General features: G+C 63.5%; 17 protein-coding genes and 1 pseudogene. 8 read left to right on the top strand and 10 right to left on the bottom strand.

The features are described 5' to 3' along the window. Positions 1-147: 147 nt before the first annotated feature. Positions 148-489 (bottom strand): surface attachment protein Sap1, encoded by a 342-nt coding sequence (gene sap1 / locus A3CW_RS0108950; RefSeq protein WP_028203251.1) that lies wholly within the window; start codon positions 487-489, stop codon positions 148-150. A gap of 494 nt (positions 490-983) precedes the next feature. Here sap1 and A3CW_RS0108945 point away from each other — a divergent pair, with 494 nt between their 5' ends. The 4 genes from A3CW_RS0108945 (at position 984) to A3CW_RS0108930 (ending at position 2728) form a co-directional block, all read left to right on the top strand. Next, on the top strand, positions 984-1613 hold the full coding sequence (locus A3CW_RS0108945) for a LysE family translocator (protein ID WP_028203250.1): 630 nt from the start codon (positions 984-986) through the stop codon (positions 1611-1613). A 195-nt stretch (positions 1614-1808) separates the two neighbouring features. After that, complete coding sequence (locus tag A3CW_RS53260) at positions 1809-1973, top strand: hypothetical protein (RefSeq protein ID WP_167334410.1); 165 nt, start codon at positions 1809-1811, stop codon at positions 1971-1973. 43 nt (positions 1974-2016) lie between these two features. Further along, positions 2017-2184 (top strand): hypothetical protein, encoded by a 168-nt coding sequence (locus A3CW_RS52280; RefSeq protein ID WP_154677890.1) that lies wholly within the window; start codon positions 2017-2019, stop codon positions 2182-2184. A 136-nt stretch (positions 2185-2320) separates the two neighbouring features. Continuing rightward, on the top strand, positions 2321-2728 hold the full coding sequence (locus A3CW_RS0108930) for a hypothetical protein (RefSeq protein WP_028203249.1): 408 nt from the start codon (positions 2321-2323) through the stop codon (positions 2726-2728). Positions 2729-2785: 57 nt separating this feature from the next. Here A3CW_RS0108930 and A3CW_RS0108925 read toward each other — a convergent pair whose 3' ends face one another. From A3CW_RS0108925 to mnmE, 5 genes are all read right to left on the bottom strand, one after another. Then, a complete protein-coding gene (locus tag A3CW_RS0108925; RefSeq protein ID WP_028203248.1) occupies positions 2786-3811 on the bottom strand; it encodes a S1C family serine protease in 1026 nt (341 codons plus the stop codon). 364 nt (positions 3812-4175) lie between these two features. Continuing rightward, positions 4176-4412 (bottom strand): hypothetical protein, encoded by a 237-nt coding sequence (locus A3CW_RS45730; RefSeq protein WP_051481332.1) that lies wholly within the window; start codon positions 4410-4412, stop codon positions 4176-4178. A 145-nt stretch (positions 4413-4557) separates the two neighbouring features. Next, complete coding sequence (locus A3CW_RS0108915) at positions 4558-4752, bottom strand: hypothetical protein (RefSeq protein ID WP_028203247.1); 195 nt, start codon at positions 4750-4752, stop codon at positions 4558-4560. 425 nt (positions 4753-5177) lie between these two features. Further along, positions 5178-5489 (bottom strand): DUF4148 domain-containing protein, encoded by a 312-nt coding sequence (locus A3CW_RS0108910; RefSeq protein WP_028203246.1) that lies wholly within the window; start codon positions 5487-5489, stop codon positions 5178-5180. Between the two features lie 152 nt (positions 5490-5641). Further along, positions 5642-7042 carry a tRNA uridine-5-carboxymethylaminomethyl(34) synthesis GTPase MnmE gene (mnmE, locus tag A3CW_RS0108905; RefSeq protein WP_028203245.1) on the bottom strand — a complete coding sequence of 467 codons (1401 nt, stop codon included), beginning with the start codon at positions 7040-7042 and terminating at the stop codon, positions 5642-5644. Positions 7043-7406: 364 nt separating this feature from the next. On the opposite strand from mnmE, the gene A3CW_RS0108900 reads away from it, so the two are divergent. Continuing rightward, positions 7407-7826, top strand: coding sequence for a helix-turn-helix domain-containing protein (locus A3CW_RS0108900; protein WP_028203244.1), 420 nt, complete (start codon positions 7407-7409; stop codon positions 7824-7826). 135 nt (positions 7827-7961) lie between these two features. Here A3CW_RS0108900 and yidC read toward each other — a convergent pair whose 3' ends face one another. The 4 genes and pseudogenes from yidC to rpmH form a co-directional block, all read right to left on the bottom strand. Beyond that, on the bottom strand, positions 7962-9638 hold the full coding sequence (gene yidC / locus A3CW_RS0108895) for a membrane protein insertase YidC (RefSeq protein WP_028203243.1): 1677 nt from the start codon (positions 9636-9638) through the stop codon (positions 7962-7964). A gap of 30 nt (positions 9639-9668) precedes the next feature. Next, complete coding sequence (gene yidD / locus A3CW_RS0108890) at positions 9669-9899, bottom strand: membrane protein insertion efficiency factor YidD (RefSeq protein WP_028203242.1); 231 nt, start codon at positions 9897-9899, stop codon at positions 9669-9671. Positions 9900-10102: 203 nt separating this feature from the next. After that, positions 10103-10525: pseudogene (gene rnpA / locus A3CW_RS45725) on the bottom strand (ribonuclease P protein component); the annotation flags it as partial. A 91-nt stretch (positions 10526-10616) separates the two neighbouring features. After that, the gene (gene rpmH, locus A3CW_RS50810; protein ID WP_026120950.1) at positions 10617-10751 is read right to left on the bottom strand and encodes a 50S ribosomal protein L34; all 135 of its coding nucleotides are present in this window, start codon (positions 10749-10751) and stop codon (positions 10617-10619) included. Between the two features lie 423 nt (positions 10752-11174). Here rpmH and dnaA point away from each other — a divergent pair, with 423 nt between their 5' ends. The 3 genes from dnaA (at position 11175) to gyrB (ending at position 16710) form a co-directional block, all read left to right on the top strand. Continuing rightward, positions 11175-12743, top strand: coding sequence for a chromosomal replication initiator protein DnaA (dnaA, locus tag A3CW_RS0108880; RefSeq protein ID WP_028203241.1), 1569 nt, complete (start codon positions 11175-11177; stop codon positions 12741-12743). A gap of 275 nt (positions 12744-13018) precedes the next feature. Continuing rightward, positions 13019-14122, top strand: a complete 1104-nt coding sequence (dnaN, locus tag A3CW_RS0108875; RefSeq protein WP_028203240.1) for a DNA polymerase III subunit beta — start codon at positions 13019-13021, stop codon at positions 14120-14122. A gap of 113 nt (positions 14123-14235) precedes the next feature. Continuing rightward, the gene (gene gyrB / locus A3CW_RS0108870; protein WP_028203239.1) at positions 14236-16710 is read left to right on the top strand and encodes a DNA topoisomerase (ATP-hydrolyzing) subunit B; all 2475 of its coding nucleotides are present in this window, start codon (positions 14236-14238) and stop codon (positions 16708-16710) included. Positions 16711-16723: the final 13 nt, after the last annotated feature.

Raw genomic sequence — 16723 nt, 5'->3', positions numbered from 1 at the left:
AATGCGGATGGTCTGACGAGAAAGTGACGGGGGTTTGACAGCGGCGCGCGACGCGTTGCATTACGTCACGGCCGCGCGCCCGGCAAGCACGATGGCCCGGCGCACGTGCGTCGGGCCATGTCGAGAGGCGCGATGGGAGAGGCGGCCTTACTGCTTGATGAAGCGGTCCGTGGTCCAGAGACCTTGCTCGTCGGTATTCGCCGCGTTGACGAATTCGACGTCGTGGCCCACCACCTGTACGACGCGGAACGACTGGTTGTCGGGCGTGGACAGACACTGGAATCCCGAGAAGTATTCCTGCATCTGCTGATGCTCGCCGGCCTGCTCGTGAAGCGCGACGGCGTCGAGCTTGTCTTTCGTGAGGCAGCCATAGGAGCCCGGCTTGAGCTGCACCGTTTGCTGCGCCTTGACGCTCACATCCTGAGCCTGAACCGCAACGACGCAAGCGAGGCTGGCCGCCGCGACGACCATACCGGATAGCATTTTCATGATTGCCTCCTGCGGGTTTGTACTCAGGTTAGCTATGTATTTAACTCTCATGCCATACCCGCGTCTTTAAACATAGAAAACTGCCGAAAGACTGCAAGCCCGACTTGTGTGCGCTCGCAATAGTCGTGGAGGCTCGCAGCATGATGTCGAGCGCCGCTATGCCATTCAGCCTGACACTAAAAGGCGTCCAGCAGCACTCCGAAGCATCGATTACAAAGCCCCGCGCCTTATCCAACAAGGCATAGACGGTTATAGCGGGGATAGAAGAATCGAACTGGCTTTGATTTAAACGGCTTAATAGATCGCGGGACAGCCAATGACGCGGCGCACCCAAAGTCGCATGGGCGCCAAGTGGGGACGCGAACATTAATGGATTGGCGACAGAATAAAAACAATGCCAGGCGCCACAGGAAGCTCTCGAAACGAAGCCGCGCGCCGCGCTTGCATCCCGCAAAAGTTCGTGGATAAATCGGGCTTCCCAATGGAGGAACCCCATGACTTTCGCTCACTGGCTGCCGTTCGCGATCGCGTCGGCCATTCTCGTAGCCATTCCCGGCCCCACCGTGCTGCTCGTCGTTTCCTACGCGCTTGGCCACGGCCGCCGCTACGCGCTCGCAACCACGGCTGGCGTCGCGCTTGGCGACTTCACGGCGATGACCGCCTCCATGCTCGGACTCGGCGTGATCCTCGCGGCTTCCGCCACGCTGTTCTCGGTGCTTAAATGGATTGGCGCCGCCTATCTGATCTATCTGGGCGTGAAGCTCTGGCGCGCGCCCGTTGGCGTTGGCGACGACGCACCGGACACCTCCGAGACGCGCACCGGCCGCATCTTCGCGCATGCGTACGCGGTCACCGCGCTCAACCCGAAGAGCATCATTTTCTTCGTCGCCTTCGTGCCGCAGTTCATCGATCCGCATCTGGCCATGACGCCACAGATCGTCGTGTTCGAGGCCACCTTCATCGTGCTCGCGACGCTCAACGCTCTCGCCTATGCGCTGCTCGCGGCGGCGGCGCGCAAAGTCGTGCGCAGCCCGCGCGTGCAACGCGTGGTCAATCGTACGGGCGGCACGCTGCTCATCGGCGCCGGGCTCTTTGCCGCCGCGTGGAGAAAGTCGGCGACATAAGCGGCACATTCGGATCGACGGCGACCCTGACGCGGGGCGCGTCCCGGGCCCCGCGAATCGGGCACGCAGGCTGCTCTTCGTGGCTTGTGATGGTTGGCGAACATTGTTTTCAAGCTTCAGTGCGCGCCCAATGGGCAAACTGTCGCGTCTTGGCTACAATGCAATTGCAAACCGCTTGACAACCAGGAGGTAATCGTGATCGAACACGTAATACTGGGCGCGTTTCTGGTGATCCCCCTTGTCATCGTCGTCTTCCTGTTTTCCGACGAAATCCTCGAGGAACATCGACAGCGCGTAGAAGCGGGAGACGGACATCATATGGACTGGCGCCATCCGCTACGCAGCTTCCTGCATCACTGAGCGGGAGCACGCATCGCGCGGATGAACGCGCCGAAGCACATGGGTGGCACTCGTGGATTTCGAGTTCTCCTGGATGGCGTACTTCGTCGCATTGTTCGTGCTGATGGTGTTATCCATCGCGCTCACCCTTCTCTGTCCGCCTGCCGGGCAGCGCGGTAGCACGCCGCGCACACACGAGGCAGACGCGCACGACGGCGAGCACGCACGCTGACGGGATTCGCTCCCGGCCAGCGCGCGCTGGCAAGCCACACCTTCCGGTAATTCGGCGTTACCACTTGCAGCACCTGTATCCAGCAATCGGGCTGACAATCGCTCGCATGTTTTCAAAGGTTCTCAGGGAGAACGACATGCGAAAGATGGCAGCCGTTTTGGTGCTGGCGGGGTGTGCGGTGGCGGCTGGCCCCGCGAGTGCGCACGATCACGGCGGTGACGTGGTGGGCGCGCTGGTTGGCGGCGCGTTGATTGGCGCCGCGGTGGGCGCCGTGCTGAACAGCGGCCCCGCGGTGGCCTACCCGGCACAGCCGGCCTATGTGCAGCCCGCGCCCGTGTATGCCCAGCCGGCGCCGGTTTATGCCCAGCCGGCGCCTGTCTATGCCGCCGCCCCGGCCGGCGCAGCGTGTTACGACCAGTATTCGGGCCGCTACGTGCCTTGCGCGCCAGTCCAGATCGCGCCGCCGCCGCAATATGACGACGGCTACGCGCAGCCCGGCTACGGGCAACCGCCGGTTTATGCCCAGCCTGGCGGCGGCTGGTAATGCACGAAGCGGCGCACGCCACGGTGCGCCGCCCTTCACCTCGGTCGTTCCTTGCGCCTAGCTCGCCTGCTCGACGGGCGTCACGCTCAGGTTGAGTCGCTGCGTCAGGCGAATCACGCCGATTTCCACCGTGCGATCGATGCGCGAAACGTCGAAGAGACGCTGCAGCGTGTCGATACCGTCCACCGGCACCCCATCGATCGTCACGATCGTGTCGTCCACGCGCAGGCCGCCGAGCGCAGCGGGACTGCCCTTGACGATCTCCATCACGCGCACGCCGGTGGTCGCGCTCAGGCCGAAGTAACGCTGCACCTTGCGCGCGATCGGCACCGTGGTCCCGGCAATGCCGATATAGGCCCGCCGCACCCGGCCGTGCGCGAAGAGCTGCGTGATGACCCACTTTGCCGTGTCGATGGCCGTGGCGAAGCAGATGGCCTGCGCACCCGGAATGATCGCCGTATTCACGCCGATCACCTGACCCGCCGAATTGATGAGCGGCCCGCCCGAGTTGCCCGGATTGAGCGCGGCGTCGGTCTGGATCACGTCGTAGATCATGCGGCCGGACTCCGAACGCAGCGAGCGGCCGAGCGCCGACACCACGCCCGTCGTCACCGTTTGCGCGAGGCCGAGCGGGCTGCCCACGGCGATCGCGATCTGCCCGACGCGCAGGCCCGCCGAATCGCCGAGCTGCGCGTGCGGCAGCGCCTCTGGCGTGCCGATACGCAGCACGGCGAGATCCGTGCTCGGGTCGTCGCCGACGAGGTCGGCGCTCTGCGTCGTGCCGTCCGCAAGCGTCACGCTCAGCCTGCTTGCGCCATGCACGACGTGGCTGTTCGTCAGCAAGTAGCCGTCCGGCGTGAACAGGAAGCCCGAGCCGCTGCCGCCGCGCGCGGGGGCCGGGCCCGATGCGCGGCGCTCGACGGCAATGTGCGCGACGGCCGGCTGCACGCGCTCCAGCGCGCCGATCACGGTGCGCGAATAGGCGTCGAGGAGCGCGTCGTCGTCGAAGCCCAGGCGCTGGCCCGCGCCGTCGGGAGGGACGCCGCGAGCCAGATCGTCAATGAAGGAAGGTCGTCTGCCCACGATCTGAATCTCCGAAAAAGTGGGCTCTACATGCAGGGGGCGCGCGACGTTTTCAAGAGCGCGCGCCGAGTCGGCCGAAACGTTAAGGATTGTCAAATCGGGGCGCAAAGCGTTGCTGCGCCTTGGGCGAGCCGCGAGAATGGTGTGGCGGCGACAACCCCTCGGCGCCGCGTAGGATGCCTGATGGCAAGCTCTTGACCGCGGCCCCTGCCGCGGTCTTTTTACGTCTGCCAGCCCGTTGCGAGCGCCCCGGAAAAGAAAAAAGCCCGCTCGCGCGGGCTAATCCATGCTCGGGTGACATGGCGAGGTTAAGCGGGAATTCGCGGCGCGGCGCGCTCGCGAAGCAAACGCGTGAACCGGTGAGTCAGGCGGCCAGCGCCTCGCGCACTGCTGCGCCGGTGGCAGCCTGGCGCGATTCGAGTTGGACCATGAGCGCGTCGACGGTGCGGAACTGGGACGGCGTAATCTGGGCAAGGTCGAGCAACGCGCACAGGCGCGCGTACCAGTAATCGAATGAAAAGACAGCCGGCGTCGTGCCGGCAGATAACGAGGGCGCCATTACGCGCGTGATATGCGCGATCTCGTCGTCGATGAATCTCATGGTTGCCCCCGTGCGCTGGTCCAACGTCTTGTGAAAACCTGTCCCGCCACTTTAGTTCGGCGGCGGCGCGTGTCCAGCTATCACATCGGATAGGTCAAGTTCATACGTCAGACATCAACCTTTCAGACGGCTTGTTACGGTCCCCTTAACGTCGCCAGCCGTGGCCGTAATAGCCGCCCACGCCAACCCCGATATCTACCGACGGCGCCGCATAGTAGCCCGGCGCATAGCCATAGCCGTAGGCCGGCGCAGGCGCGTACGCGTACGGCGGCGCCACCACACAACCCGTGAGGCCGGCCGACAAGCCAACCAGAGCAATTACACAGAAGAGTGTTTTCATCGTCGTTCTCCTATACCGCTGATTGTCGGCGAGCCACGCCGAGGCAAGGGTTTGGAAAAGCAACGATGTGTGTCCACAAATTACAGCCGCACACCGCGGCCGTTGTGCGTTTATGGAGGCAGAGCGGGGCGCGTTAGCGAGCGGCAGCGTTGAGGCGCCCGCAGGACGATCGCCTGCTTGTGAACTTGAAGATAGGTCGCACTACGAATTAAATGACCTGGCAGTTAGCTCGTAGTGCGCTGAGATGAGGCTGAACAAGCTTTGCTTTTGAGCAGCGTCGCCGATTTGCTTGACGGTCGCTGGAAAAAGCGCCCGGGCCAGAAGGCCCGAGCGAAGCCGTCGCGTCAACGACGGCGGAGGTATTCGTTCAGGTATGCGAAACGCCTGCTGGAGATGATGGCAAGCGTTTCAGCAGTATTCCCGTGTTACGGATGGTTATACATCGCGTTCCAGTCGGCCTTGGACACCGCCGGGCGGCCTGCATCCGAGTTGCCGGCTGCCGCGCCGCCGTAGCCGCTCGTTGCGCCGTTCGCGGCGGCTACCTTGGCTTCGGCTGCGAGAAGATCGTCGGGGTAGTGCGGGTCGGCCCCTGCGCCCGGACGCCAGCCCGCCTTCGCGAGCTGCTCGAGCTCGGCGCGCACCTGGGCGCGGGTCACGGGCGCATTCGATTGCGCGAACGATGCCATCGGCACCACGAGTGCAACGGCAACGGCTACGGTCTGGATCAGGGACTTCATGCTAACTACCTCCTTTGGCTTTTGATTCGGTGCGACAACCTGTCTGCATCCGATGAGCGAAAGTCTAGGAGGATTGGCGCCGAGGGTTAACCCTCGGGCTTCGAAGGGATTGTTCCAGGCTGAAGAAGAATGGGGCGGGGCGTGCTCGCGGGTTACTTCCCGATACAAAAGCGGCTGAAAATCACGCCCAGCAAGTCATCGGAGGTGAATTCGCCGGTAATCGAATTCAGCGACTCCTGCGCGAGCCGTAGCTCTTCGGCGAACAGATCGAGCAATTGCGAATTCTGGTCGGCGTGCGCCGCCGCGTGCGCGAGATGCTCGCGCGCCGCACGCAGCGCGATGAGATGCCGCTCGCGCGCGAGATAGACGCTTTGCGCGTCCGCCTGCCAGCCCGCAATGCGCAGCAACTCGGCACGCAGCAGCCCGACGCCGTCGCCCTGTTTCGCCGAAAGACGCAACTCGCAGACTTCGCTGCCGTTCCCGGCACGACGCTTCGCCACTTCGGGCCGCACACCGGTCAGGTCGGTCTTGTTCAGCACGCGCACGACCGGCACGCCGGCGGGAAAGCGCGCGGCGATCACCTCGTCTTCGGCGTTCATGCCCGTGCGCGCATCGAGCAGATGCAGCACCACGTCTGCGCGGCCGATCTCGCTCCACGTGCGCTCGATGCCGATCTTCTCGACCTCGTCCTCCGTGTCGCGCAAACCTGCCGTGTCGATCACATGCAGAGGGATGCCTTCGACCTGGATGGTTTGGGAAATCTTGTCGCGCGTCGTGCCGGCCACGGGCGTCACGATCGCGAGTTCCGCGCCTGCCAGCGCGTTCAACAGCGACGACTTGCCCACGTTGGGTTGTCCCGCGAGCACGACCGAAAGTCCCTCGCGCAGCAGCGCGCCCTGGCGCGCTTCGGAGAGCACGTGGTCGAGCTGATCGCGAATGCGTGAGAGCTTGCCGCGTGCGTCCGCGGCCTCGAGGAAGTCGATCTCTTCTTCGGGGAAATCGAGCGTCGCCTCCACGAGCATGCGCAGCGTCACGACGTCGTCCACGAGCGCGTGAATGTCGCGCGAGAACGCGCCGTCGAGAGAGCGGCCGGCCGAGCGCGCCGCCGCTTCGGTGCTCGCCTCGATCAGATCGGCCACGGCTTCCGCCTGGGCCAGATCGAGTTTGTCGTTGAGGAAAGCGCGCCGCGTAAATTCGCCAGGCTCGGCGAGGCGCAGCCCGAACTCGCGGCCGGCCTCGATGCAGCGTTGCAAAACGAGTTGCAGCACGATCGGGCCGCCGTGGCCCTGCAGTTCGAGTACGTGCTCGCCGGTGTACGAATGCGGCGCGGGGAACGACAGCGCGATCCCCCGGTCGAGCACCGTGCCGGCACCGTCGAGGAACGGCACGTAGCTCGCATGGCGCGCAACCAGCTCCTGGCCTGTGAGGGCCTGCATCAACGCGACAGTCGCCGCCGCGCCGGCGCGGCCGGCCGAGACGCGCACGACACCAATCCCGCCGCGTCCGGGCGCAGTAGCAATGGCGACGATGGGATCGGAATCGGTGGCGAGCATGATGGGCGTGGACCGTAAAGCAGGGCTGGAATCGGGATGGAGTGCGCGGACTCACTGCGGTCTCACGAGCACTCGCAAAACGCGAGGCATTGTAACGCGGCGGACAGAGCGTTTTCCGGCTGGCAACCCGGCTGAGAATCGTCTCGCTTTATCTTAAATTAGCTAAGATTAGTCTTAAGGAATTCTGTCAGATTTCAGATAATTCGAGCGCCAAATCCCGCCAACGGCTTTCCACTAGGGAATTCGTGGGGATCTCGACCGAAGTCATACGGTAGCCAGAAGCAGGTGAATTATCTCTTTTATACGCTAAATGTAGCCCAACTGGTTGTCATCTTCGGCTATTTCGGGCTGCACAATCTGGCCCATGCCGACATCCGACGAAAAAGCCGCCTTTGCCGAACGTCTCAGGTTCGCGATGAAGCGCGCGCCCGAAAAACTACGCGGCAGCACCGACCTGGCGAACCGGTTCAATCTGCGCCATCACGGCGAGCATCCGGTTTCGCCGCAAACCGCTCACAAATGGCTGAGTGGCCGCACCATTCCCACGCAGGACAAGCTGGAGACCCTGGCGAAATGGTTCGACGTGGACATCCACTGGCTGCACTACGGTCCTCCGGGCAAGGCGGGCTCGACTGTGCCGCGGCCCCGCAAGCCTGACGGCAAATATCCGGTTTCCGAGGAAACGCTCGAACTGGCCTCGAAGATCGAGTCGCTCAGCGCCCATCACCGCTATCTCGTGCAGGAACTGGTCGCCCAATTCTACGGCGACGCCGAGAAGAACTAACGCGCACACACGAACGCTGCGCTCTGCGCCGTCAAGGAAATGGCGCTCCAACCATGCAAAAAGCCGTCCGGTTCGCACCGGACGGCTTTTTTTCGAGCCTTGATTCAGGTGGCGGCATCACTGCCGCCCCGGCACTCAGGCGGCCTTCTTCTTGCCTTTACCCATCATGCGCGTGATGTAGTACTGCTGCGCGATCGACAGCACGTTGTTCACGACGTAGTACAGCACGAGGCCAGCCGGGAAGAAGAAGAACATGACCGAGAACGCGATCGGCATGAACATCATCATCTTCGCCTGGACGGGGTCCGGCGGCGTCGGGTTCAGCTTGGTCTGCACGAACATCGAGACGGCCATCAGCACCGGCAGGATGAAGAACGGGTCCTGCTGCGAGAGGTCGTGAATCCAGAGAATCCACGGCGCGCCGCGCATTTCCACCGACGAGAGCAGCACCCAGTACAGCGAGATGAACACCGGGATCTGGATCACCACCGGCAGACAGCCACCGAACGGGTTCACCTTCTCCGTCTTGTAGAGCTCCATGAGCGCCGCGTTCATCTTCTGCGGGTCGCTCTTGAAGCGCTCGCGCAGCGCCTGCATACGCGGCGTGATTTCCTTCATGCGCGCCATCGACTTGTAGCTGGCGGCGGAGAGCGGGAAGAACACGGCCTTGATGAGCAGCGTGAGCAGCACGATCGACCAGCCCCAGTTGCCCACGTAGCCGTGGATCTTCTCGAGCAGCCAGAAGAGCGGCTTGGCGATGATCGTCACCCAGCCGTAGTCCTTCACGAGCTCCAGACCCGGCGCGATGCCTTCGAGCATGCGCTCTTCCTGGGGACCCGCGAAGAGGCGAGCCTGCACGGTATCCGTCGCACCCGGTGCGATCGTGCCGAGCGGCTGCTTCACACCCACGCGATAGAGCGAGTTGTCGAACTTCTCGACGTAGATGCTGCGCTTGGCGCCTTGCTGCGGAATCCACGCGGTCGCGAAGTAGTGCTGCACCATCGCGACCCAGCCGTTGTCGGCCTGGCTCACGAAGTCGGCCTTGTTCTTGTCGATGTCGCTGAACGTGATCTTCTGGAAGTGATGCTCGTTCGAGTACACCGCCGGGCCGATGAAGGTGTGCGAGAAGCGCGGCGTTTCGACCGGTTGGCTGTCACGCACGATTTCCATGTAGAGCGTGGGCGAAACCGGCGCGCCGCTGACGTTCTGCACCTTCCAGTCCACGCCGATCACGTAGCTGCCGCGCGTGAACGTGTAGGTCTTGGTGACCTTCACGCCGCCTTTCTCGGGCGACTGAAGCGCGACCTGGAAGGAGTTGGCGTCGCCGGTCAGCTCGCGCGGGCCTTCGACCGCCGTGAACACGTCGTTGTGGTTCGGGAAGTCGCCGCCGAGCAGGCCGGTGCGCGCCAGGTACGTGTGGTCGTTCGTGTGATCGAACAGCGTGATGTACTGGTCGGGACCCTTGCCGTCGGCGCTTTCCTTCAAGAGCGAGAGCTTCACGAGCGTACCGCCGCGCGTGTCGATCACGCCGTCGTAGACGTCGGTGCGAAAGTGAACGAGCTGTGCTGCGGCTGCAGCCGGCTGGGCGGTGTTCGTCGGCGCCTGGCCCGCGGCGGCGGCGGCCGTCGGCAGGTCGGACGCGCCGTTGGCGGCGCTAGCCGGCGCAGGGCCGCCTGCGGCGGTTTGCGTCTGCGTTTGCGTCGCGTTCGGGAAGAACATCGACTGGCGTCCATGGTCGCGCTGCCAGTTGTCGTACAGCATGACAGCTGACATGAAGAAGATGACCCATAGGACGGTGCGTTTGATATCCATGCGTTGTCTCAGTGTCGATGGAATGGCGCGTCAGCGCTTTTTCGGAGATGCAGGCGGGACGAGATCGACGCCGCCCGCCGAAAACGGATGGCAGCGGCACAGCCGCCGCGCGGCGAGGTAAGTCCCACGCGCGGCGCCATGATACTGGATTGCCTCGCGTGCGTAATCCGAACAGGAAGGATAAAAACGGCACCGGCTGCCGAGGAGGGGACTCACGGCGAGCTTGTAGAAACGCAGCAGTGCGATCAATACCGTTTGCATGGCGTTGCGGCCTGGCTGCGCCGCGTTCGATGACGAACCACGTGCCGCTTGCGCGGCGGCGACGTCGGATATGCCGGACTCGCGCGCCCCGCTCATGATGCGCGGGGCTTGCTCTCGTCCGGCGGCAAATCTTTACTGGCCTGGGCCTGCGCCGGTTCCCCGGCTGCCTGCCCACTTGGTGCCGCAGCCTGCGTCGCACAAGGGGTGCGCGCAGATGTCGCAGGCGCAGCACTGCCACGCCGCGTGACTTCGCGCGCGGCCTTTTCGAGCAGCGTCTCGATCTCGCCGCGGCACAAAGCTTTGAGCCCCGGCGAAGACGCGGCCGGCCGTGCCTTGCGGTCGAACTTCGTATGCAGGCGCAGCAGCAGGTCGAAACCTTCGAACTGCGCACGGCGCACACGAAACGCTTCGCGGGCAATCCGGCGCACCAGGTTGCGCGTGACCGCGCGCGGTGCGTACTTCTTGCCGATCACGAGTCCGAGCCGCGCCTCGTTGCCGGTGGGCCGCCCGTACACGACGAAGTGCTCGGTGCGGCGCCAGGGGCGCAAACGAAAAACGGATGAGAACTCATCCGTTTTCAGTAGCCTTGCGGCTTTCGGAAAAGCGGCTTGCGTTCGCGACGGCATGACGCCCCGATCAGTTACCAGGTTCGTCCTGTTCGCCGTGCTCGCGAGCGGGCCGCTACCCGTGATTTCGCTGATAGCGATGCTGCCCGACTTAGACGGCGAGGCGCTTGCGACCCTTCGCACGGCGTGCGTTGATCACTTTGCGGCCACCAGCGGTCTTCATGCGCACGCGGAAACCGTGGGTACGCTTGCGACGGGTAACGGAAGGTTGGAAAGTACGTTTCATGTTGCTCTCACTGTTGAGTTTTGACCGCGGCGAGCATCGCGGAAAAAGGCAATGGCCGGTGGTACTAGGGATTGGTTTTCGAGGAACCCGCTATTTAAGCCGGTTTTTCGTTGGCCGTCAATAGGTTAGGCGATCGAACCTTCTGGACCGGGCGCGCAGCGCCTGCATCGGCCGTGGCGCGGGCACGAACGAGCGTGCGTTGATCCGTCCCTGTGGATAACTTCCTGGTGAGGGTATTTCGGCGTTAGAATCTCGCCTATCCCAAGAATCCTGCATGCCGCTCCGGCCCGCCTGCTTGCCGCAAGACCTTTGCCGCGCGGGCTTCCGGAGCCATTGCCGTCGCCTCGTCAGGGCCTCGTCGCGTATGTGCGACAAGAGCGGAGTGACCGCAACGCATGCAAACAAAACGACCACAGCAACTCGATGAACGATTTCTGGCAACACTGTTCCGCACTACTGGAGCGTGAGCTAACGCCCCAGCAGTACGTGACGTGGATTAAACCGTTGGCCCCGGTTGCCTTCGATGCTGCGGCGAACACGCTGCAGATAGCCGCTCCCAACCGTTTCAAGCTCGACTGGGTCAAGAGCCAGTTCTCGGGCCGGATTACCGATCTGGCCCGCGACTTCTGGCAGACCCCGGTCGACGTGCAGTTCGTCCTCGATCCGAAGGCGGGCATGCGCGCGCCTCACGTCGCACCGGCACCCGCCGCGTCGCGCGCGCCGCTGGCTGCCGCGTCGGTCATGAGCGCAGCCGCCGCGCCGCAGCCGGCCGCCATGACTGGCGGGACGGGACTCGCGGGCATGGTGCAAGCCGCGTCGGCCGCCGCCGCGCAGGCCACCGCCGAAGACGCCGCCGACCTCGATCTGCCCAGCCTCGACGCCAACGAAGCCGCCGCCGGCCGCCGCACATGGCGTCCGGGCCAGGGGGCGGCCGCGGCCGCTTCGAGCGGCGAACCGGACCCGACCTACGAGCGCTCGAAGCTCAACCCGGTGCTCACGTTCGACAACTTCGTGACGGGTAAGGCGAACCAGCTCGCGCGCGCGGCCGCCATCCAGGTCGCCGACAACCCCGGCATCTCGTACAACCCGCTATTCCTCTACGGCGGCGTGGGTCTCGGCAAGACCCACCTGATCCACGCGATCGGCAACCAGCTGCTGCTCGACAAGCCGGGCGCGCGCATCCGCTACATCCACGCCGAACAGTATGTGTCCGACGTGGTGAAGGCTTACCAGCGCAAGGCGTTCGACGACTTCAAGCGTTACTACCACTCGCTCGACCTGCTGCTGATCGACGATATTCAGTTCTTCTCGGGCAAGTCGCGCACGCAGGAAGAGTTCTTCTACGCGTTCGAGGCGCTCGTCGCCAACAAGGCGCAGGTGATCATCACGAGCGATACGTATCCGAAGGAAATCTCGGGTATCGACGACCGCCTGATCTCGCGCTTCGACTCGGGCCTGACCGTGGCGATCGAGCCGCCCGAGCTGGAAATGCGCGTGGCGATCCTGATGCGCAAGGCGCAGTCGGAAGGCGTGAGCCTGAACGAGGACGTGGCGTTCTTCGTCGCCAAGCACCTGCGCTCGAACGTGCGCGAACTCGAAGGCGCGCTGCGCAAGATCCTCGCGTATTCGAAGTTCCACGGCCGCGAGATCTCGATCGAGCTGACCAAGGAAGCGCTCAAGGACCTGCTGACAGTGCAGAACCGCCAGATTTCGGTCGAAAACATCCAGAAGACGGTGGCGGACTTCTACAGCATCAAGGTCGCCGACATGTATTCGAAAAAGCGCCCGGCGAACATCGCGCGCCCGCGCCAGATCGCCATGTATCTGGCCAAGGAGCTCACGCAGAAGAGCCTGCCGGAAATCGGCGAGCTGTTCGGCGGCCGCGACCACACCACGGTACTGCACGCCGTGCGCAAGATCGCCGACGAACGCACCAAGGACGCCCAGCTCAATCATGAGCTGCACGTGCTCGAGCAGACGCTGAAGGGGTAATACACAGCCAGGCGGCACCGGAATGGCGGGGCGGACGGCCGCAACCCGAAGGTTTGCCTTGTTTATTTCGCGGATCGCCCCCAATTTAGGGAAGTGGTCCGTTTTCAGGCACAATATGGGTTTAACCGCCCGGCGGTCCGGGGCGGGAACCACGCCGCGGCCTGTGCTGCATTAACCGCCAGAGCGGCGCCGGGGTCGCGTGACATACGTGGGGTCATGTCGGCAAAACCGGCGTCAGGCGGGCGCGCAGACCGTCACATCAACGAAGGAACTCTATGCAACTGGTCAAGACCGAACGCGATAACCTGCTGAGGCCGCTGCAAACGGTGAGCGGCATTGTCGAACGCCGCCACACGTTGCCGATCCTCGCCAATCTGCTGATCACCAAAACCGGTTCCGACGTCTCGTTCCTGTCGACCGACCTCGAGTTGCAGATCACCACGACCGCCGACTTCGGCGTCGGCAACGACCAGGTGGCCACGACCGTCGCCGCGCGCAAGCTGCTCGACATCCTGCGCGCCATGCCAGACGGCCAGGTCACGCTCACGCTCGCCGACAAGCGCCTCACGGTGCAGTCTGGCAAGAGCCGCTTCGCCTTGCAAACGCTCGCCGCGGACGAGTTCCCCACGGTGGCGCAAGCCAAGGACTTCGGCGCGAACCTCGCGGTGCCGCAGAAGACGTTCCGCCAGTTGCTCGGCATGGTGTATTTCGCCATGGCGCAGCAGGACATCCGTTACTACCTGAACGGCATGCTGCTCGTCGTGGACGGCGACCAGCTCATGGCAGTCGCGACCGACGGCCACCGTCTCGCGTTCTCGTCGATGAAGATCGAAGGCTCGTTCGCGCGCCAGGAAGTCATCATCCCGCGCAAGACCATTCTCGAACTCCAGCGCCTGCTCGAAGACATCGACGACGTGCTGAAGATCGACATCGGTTCGACCCAGGTGAAATTCACGTTCGGCCAGGTCGAACTGGTTTCGAAGCTCGTGGAAGGCAAGTTCCCCGACTTCCAGCGCGTGATCCCGAAGGCGCACAAGAACACCTTCCAGATCGGCCGCGAAGAACTGCAACGTTCGCTGCAACGCGCGGCAATTCTCACGTCCGACAAGTTCAAGGGCGTGCGCTGCATCATCGAGCCGGGCCAGCTCAAGATCATGTCGACCAACGCCGACCAGGAAGAGGCGCAGGAAGAACTGGAAATCGCCTACCAGGGCGACACCATCGATATCGGGTTCAACGTCACGTATCTGCTCGACGTCCTCGCGAACCTGAAGGTCGACACGCTGGAAGTGAGCCTCGGCGACGCCAGCTCCAGCGCGCTCATCACGATTCCCGAGAACGAGGAATTCAAGTACGTGGTGATGCCGATGCGCATCTAAAAAGCGCGACAGAAGAAGAACACCAGGGGGCGCTGCGCCCCTTTGGCGTTTTTATGGCTTTTTGAAAAAGTCTCGAGCAGTAACACAGGCAGTACGCAGAACCGGAAAATTCCATGACTGATACGAACAACTCGCAACCCGACAACAGCAGCTATGGCGCCTCGTCGATCCAGATCCTCGAAGGTCTGGAGGCAGTGCGCAAGCGGCCCGGGATGTACATCGGCGACACGTCGGACGGCACCGGTCTGCACCATCTCGTCTTCGAAGTGCTGGACAACTCGATCGACGAAGCCCTCGCCGGCTACTGTAACGACATCCGCGTGGTGATTCACGCGGACAACTCCATCTCGATCACCGACAACGGCCGCGGCATTCCCACGGACGTGAAGATGGACGACAAGCACGATCCGAAGCGCAGCGCCGCCGAAATCGTGATGACCGAGCTGCACGCGGGCGGCAAGTTCGACCAGAACAGCTACAAGGTCTCGGGCGGCCTGCACGGCGTGGGCGTGTCGTGCGTGAACGCGCTCTCGAGCTTCCTGCGTCTCACGGTGCGCCGCAACGGCAAGAAGCACTTCATGGAATTTCACCGTGGCGTGCCGCAGAACCGTGTACTCGAAGAGCGCGACGGCCACTCGGTCTCGCCCATGCAACTGCTCGGCGATACCGAAAATCGCGGCACCGAAGTGCACTTCATGGCCGACGAAACCATCTTCGGCAGCGTGGAGTACCACTACGACATTCTCGCCAAGCGTATTCGCGAGCTCTCGTTCCTGAACAACGGCGTGCGTATTCGCCTGACCGACCAGCGCACGGGCAAGGAAGACGATTTCGCCTTCGGGGGCGGCGTGAAGGGCTTTGTCGAGTACATCAACAAGGCCAAGCAGGTCCTGCACCCGACCATCTTCTACATTCAGGGCGAGAAAGACGGCGTGGGCGTCGAAGTGGCGATGCAGTGGAACGACAGCTACAACGAAAGCGTGCTGTGCTTCACGAACAACATCCCGCAGCGCGACGGCGGCACGCACTTGACCGGCCTGCGCGCGGCGATGACGCGCGTGATCAACAAGTACATCGCCGACAACGAAATCGCAAAGAAGGCCAAGGTGGAAACCTCGGGCGACGACATGCGCGAAGGTTTGTCGTGCGTGCTTTCGGTGAAGGTGCCGGAGCCGAAATTCAGCTCGCAGACGAAGGACAAGCTGGTTTCCTCGGAAGTGCGCGCGCCGGTCGAAGACGTCGTGGCGAAGGCGCTCGAAGAGTTCCTGCTCGAAACGCCGAACGACGCGAAGACCATTTGCGGCAAGATCGTCGACGCCGCGCGGGCTCGTGACGCCGCGCGCAAGGCGCGCGAAATGACGCGCCGCAAGGGCGTGCTCGACGGCGTGGGCCTGCCGGGCAAGCTCGCGGACTGCCAGGAAAAGGATCCGGCGAAGTCGGAGGTCTATATCGTCGAGGGCGATTCGGCGGGCGGCTCGGCCAAGCAAGGCCGCGATCGCAAGTTCCAGGCGATCCTGCCGCTGCGCGGCAAGGTGCTGAACGTCGAAAAGGCGCGCTACGACAAGCTGCTGTCTTCCGAGCAGATCGTCACGCTGATCACCGCGCTCGGCTGCGGCATCGGCAAGGACGACTACAACCTCGAGAAGCTGCGCTACCACCGCATCATCATCATGACCGACGCGGACGTGGACGGCGCGCACATTCGCACGCTGCTGCTCACGTTCTTCTATCGCCAGATGCCGGAGATGATCGAGCGCGGCTACGTGTATATCGCGCAGCCGCCGCTGTACAAGCTCAAGGCGGGTAAGGACGAGCGTTATCTCAAGGACGATTCGGAGCTCAACGCGCATATGCTGCGTCTCGCGCTGCAAGGCTCGGAGCTGGTGCCGAACGAAGGCGCGACGCCGATCTCCGGCGATGCGCTTGGCGAACTCGCGCGCTCGTACCAGCTTGCGCGCGGCGTGGTGGATCGTCTCTCGCGTCTGTACGACGAGCGCGCGCTCGAAGCGATCATGGACGGCGTGGCGATCGACCTGTCGAGCGAAGCCTCGACCGAGACTTCGGCGCGTGCACTCGAAGCGCAGCTGCGCGACGATCCGCTCAAGCCCGAAGTGAGCGTGGTGCCGATGTACGACCAGGTGCGCGAGCAACGTTCGCTGCGCGTGGAGCGCCGCCATCACGGCAACGTGAAGGTCTCGGTGATCGACGAGGAGTTCCAGCTCACCGCCGACTATCAGCAGCTCGTGAACACGGCCAATACGTTCAAGGGCTTGATCGGCAAGAACGCCGTGATCAAGCGCGGCGAGCGCAGCATGGCCGTGAACGACTTCAAGAGCGCGATGAAGTGGCTGATCGCCGATGCCGAGCGCAACGTGTCGAAGCAGCGCTATAAGGGGCTTGGCGAGATGAACCCCGGGCAGCTGTGGGAAACGACGATGGACCCGACGGTGCGCCGTTTGCTGCGCGTGCAGATCGAGGATGCGATCGCCGCCGATGGCATCTTCACGACGCTCATGGGTGACGATGTCGAGCCGCGTCGTGCGTTTATCGAAAGCAATGCGCTGCGGGCGGGGAATATCGACGTTTGATCCTCTGCTGCCG

The organism is Paraburkholderia nodosa DSM 21604 (assembly GCF_000519185.1).
In the GTDB taxonomy this organism is placed as follows: Bacteria; Pseudomonadota; Gammaproteobacteria; order Burkholderiales; family Burkholderiaceae; genus Paraburkholderia; species Paraburkholderia nodosa.
The sequence above is the reverse complement of the archived record's forward strand: the minus strand, read 5'-3'. Positions and strand labels throughout refer to the sequence as shown.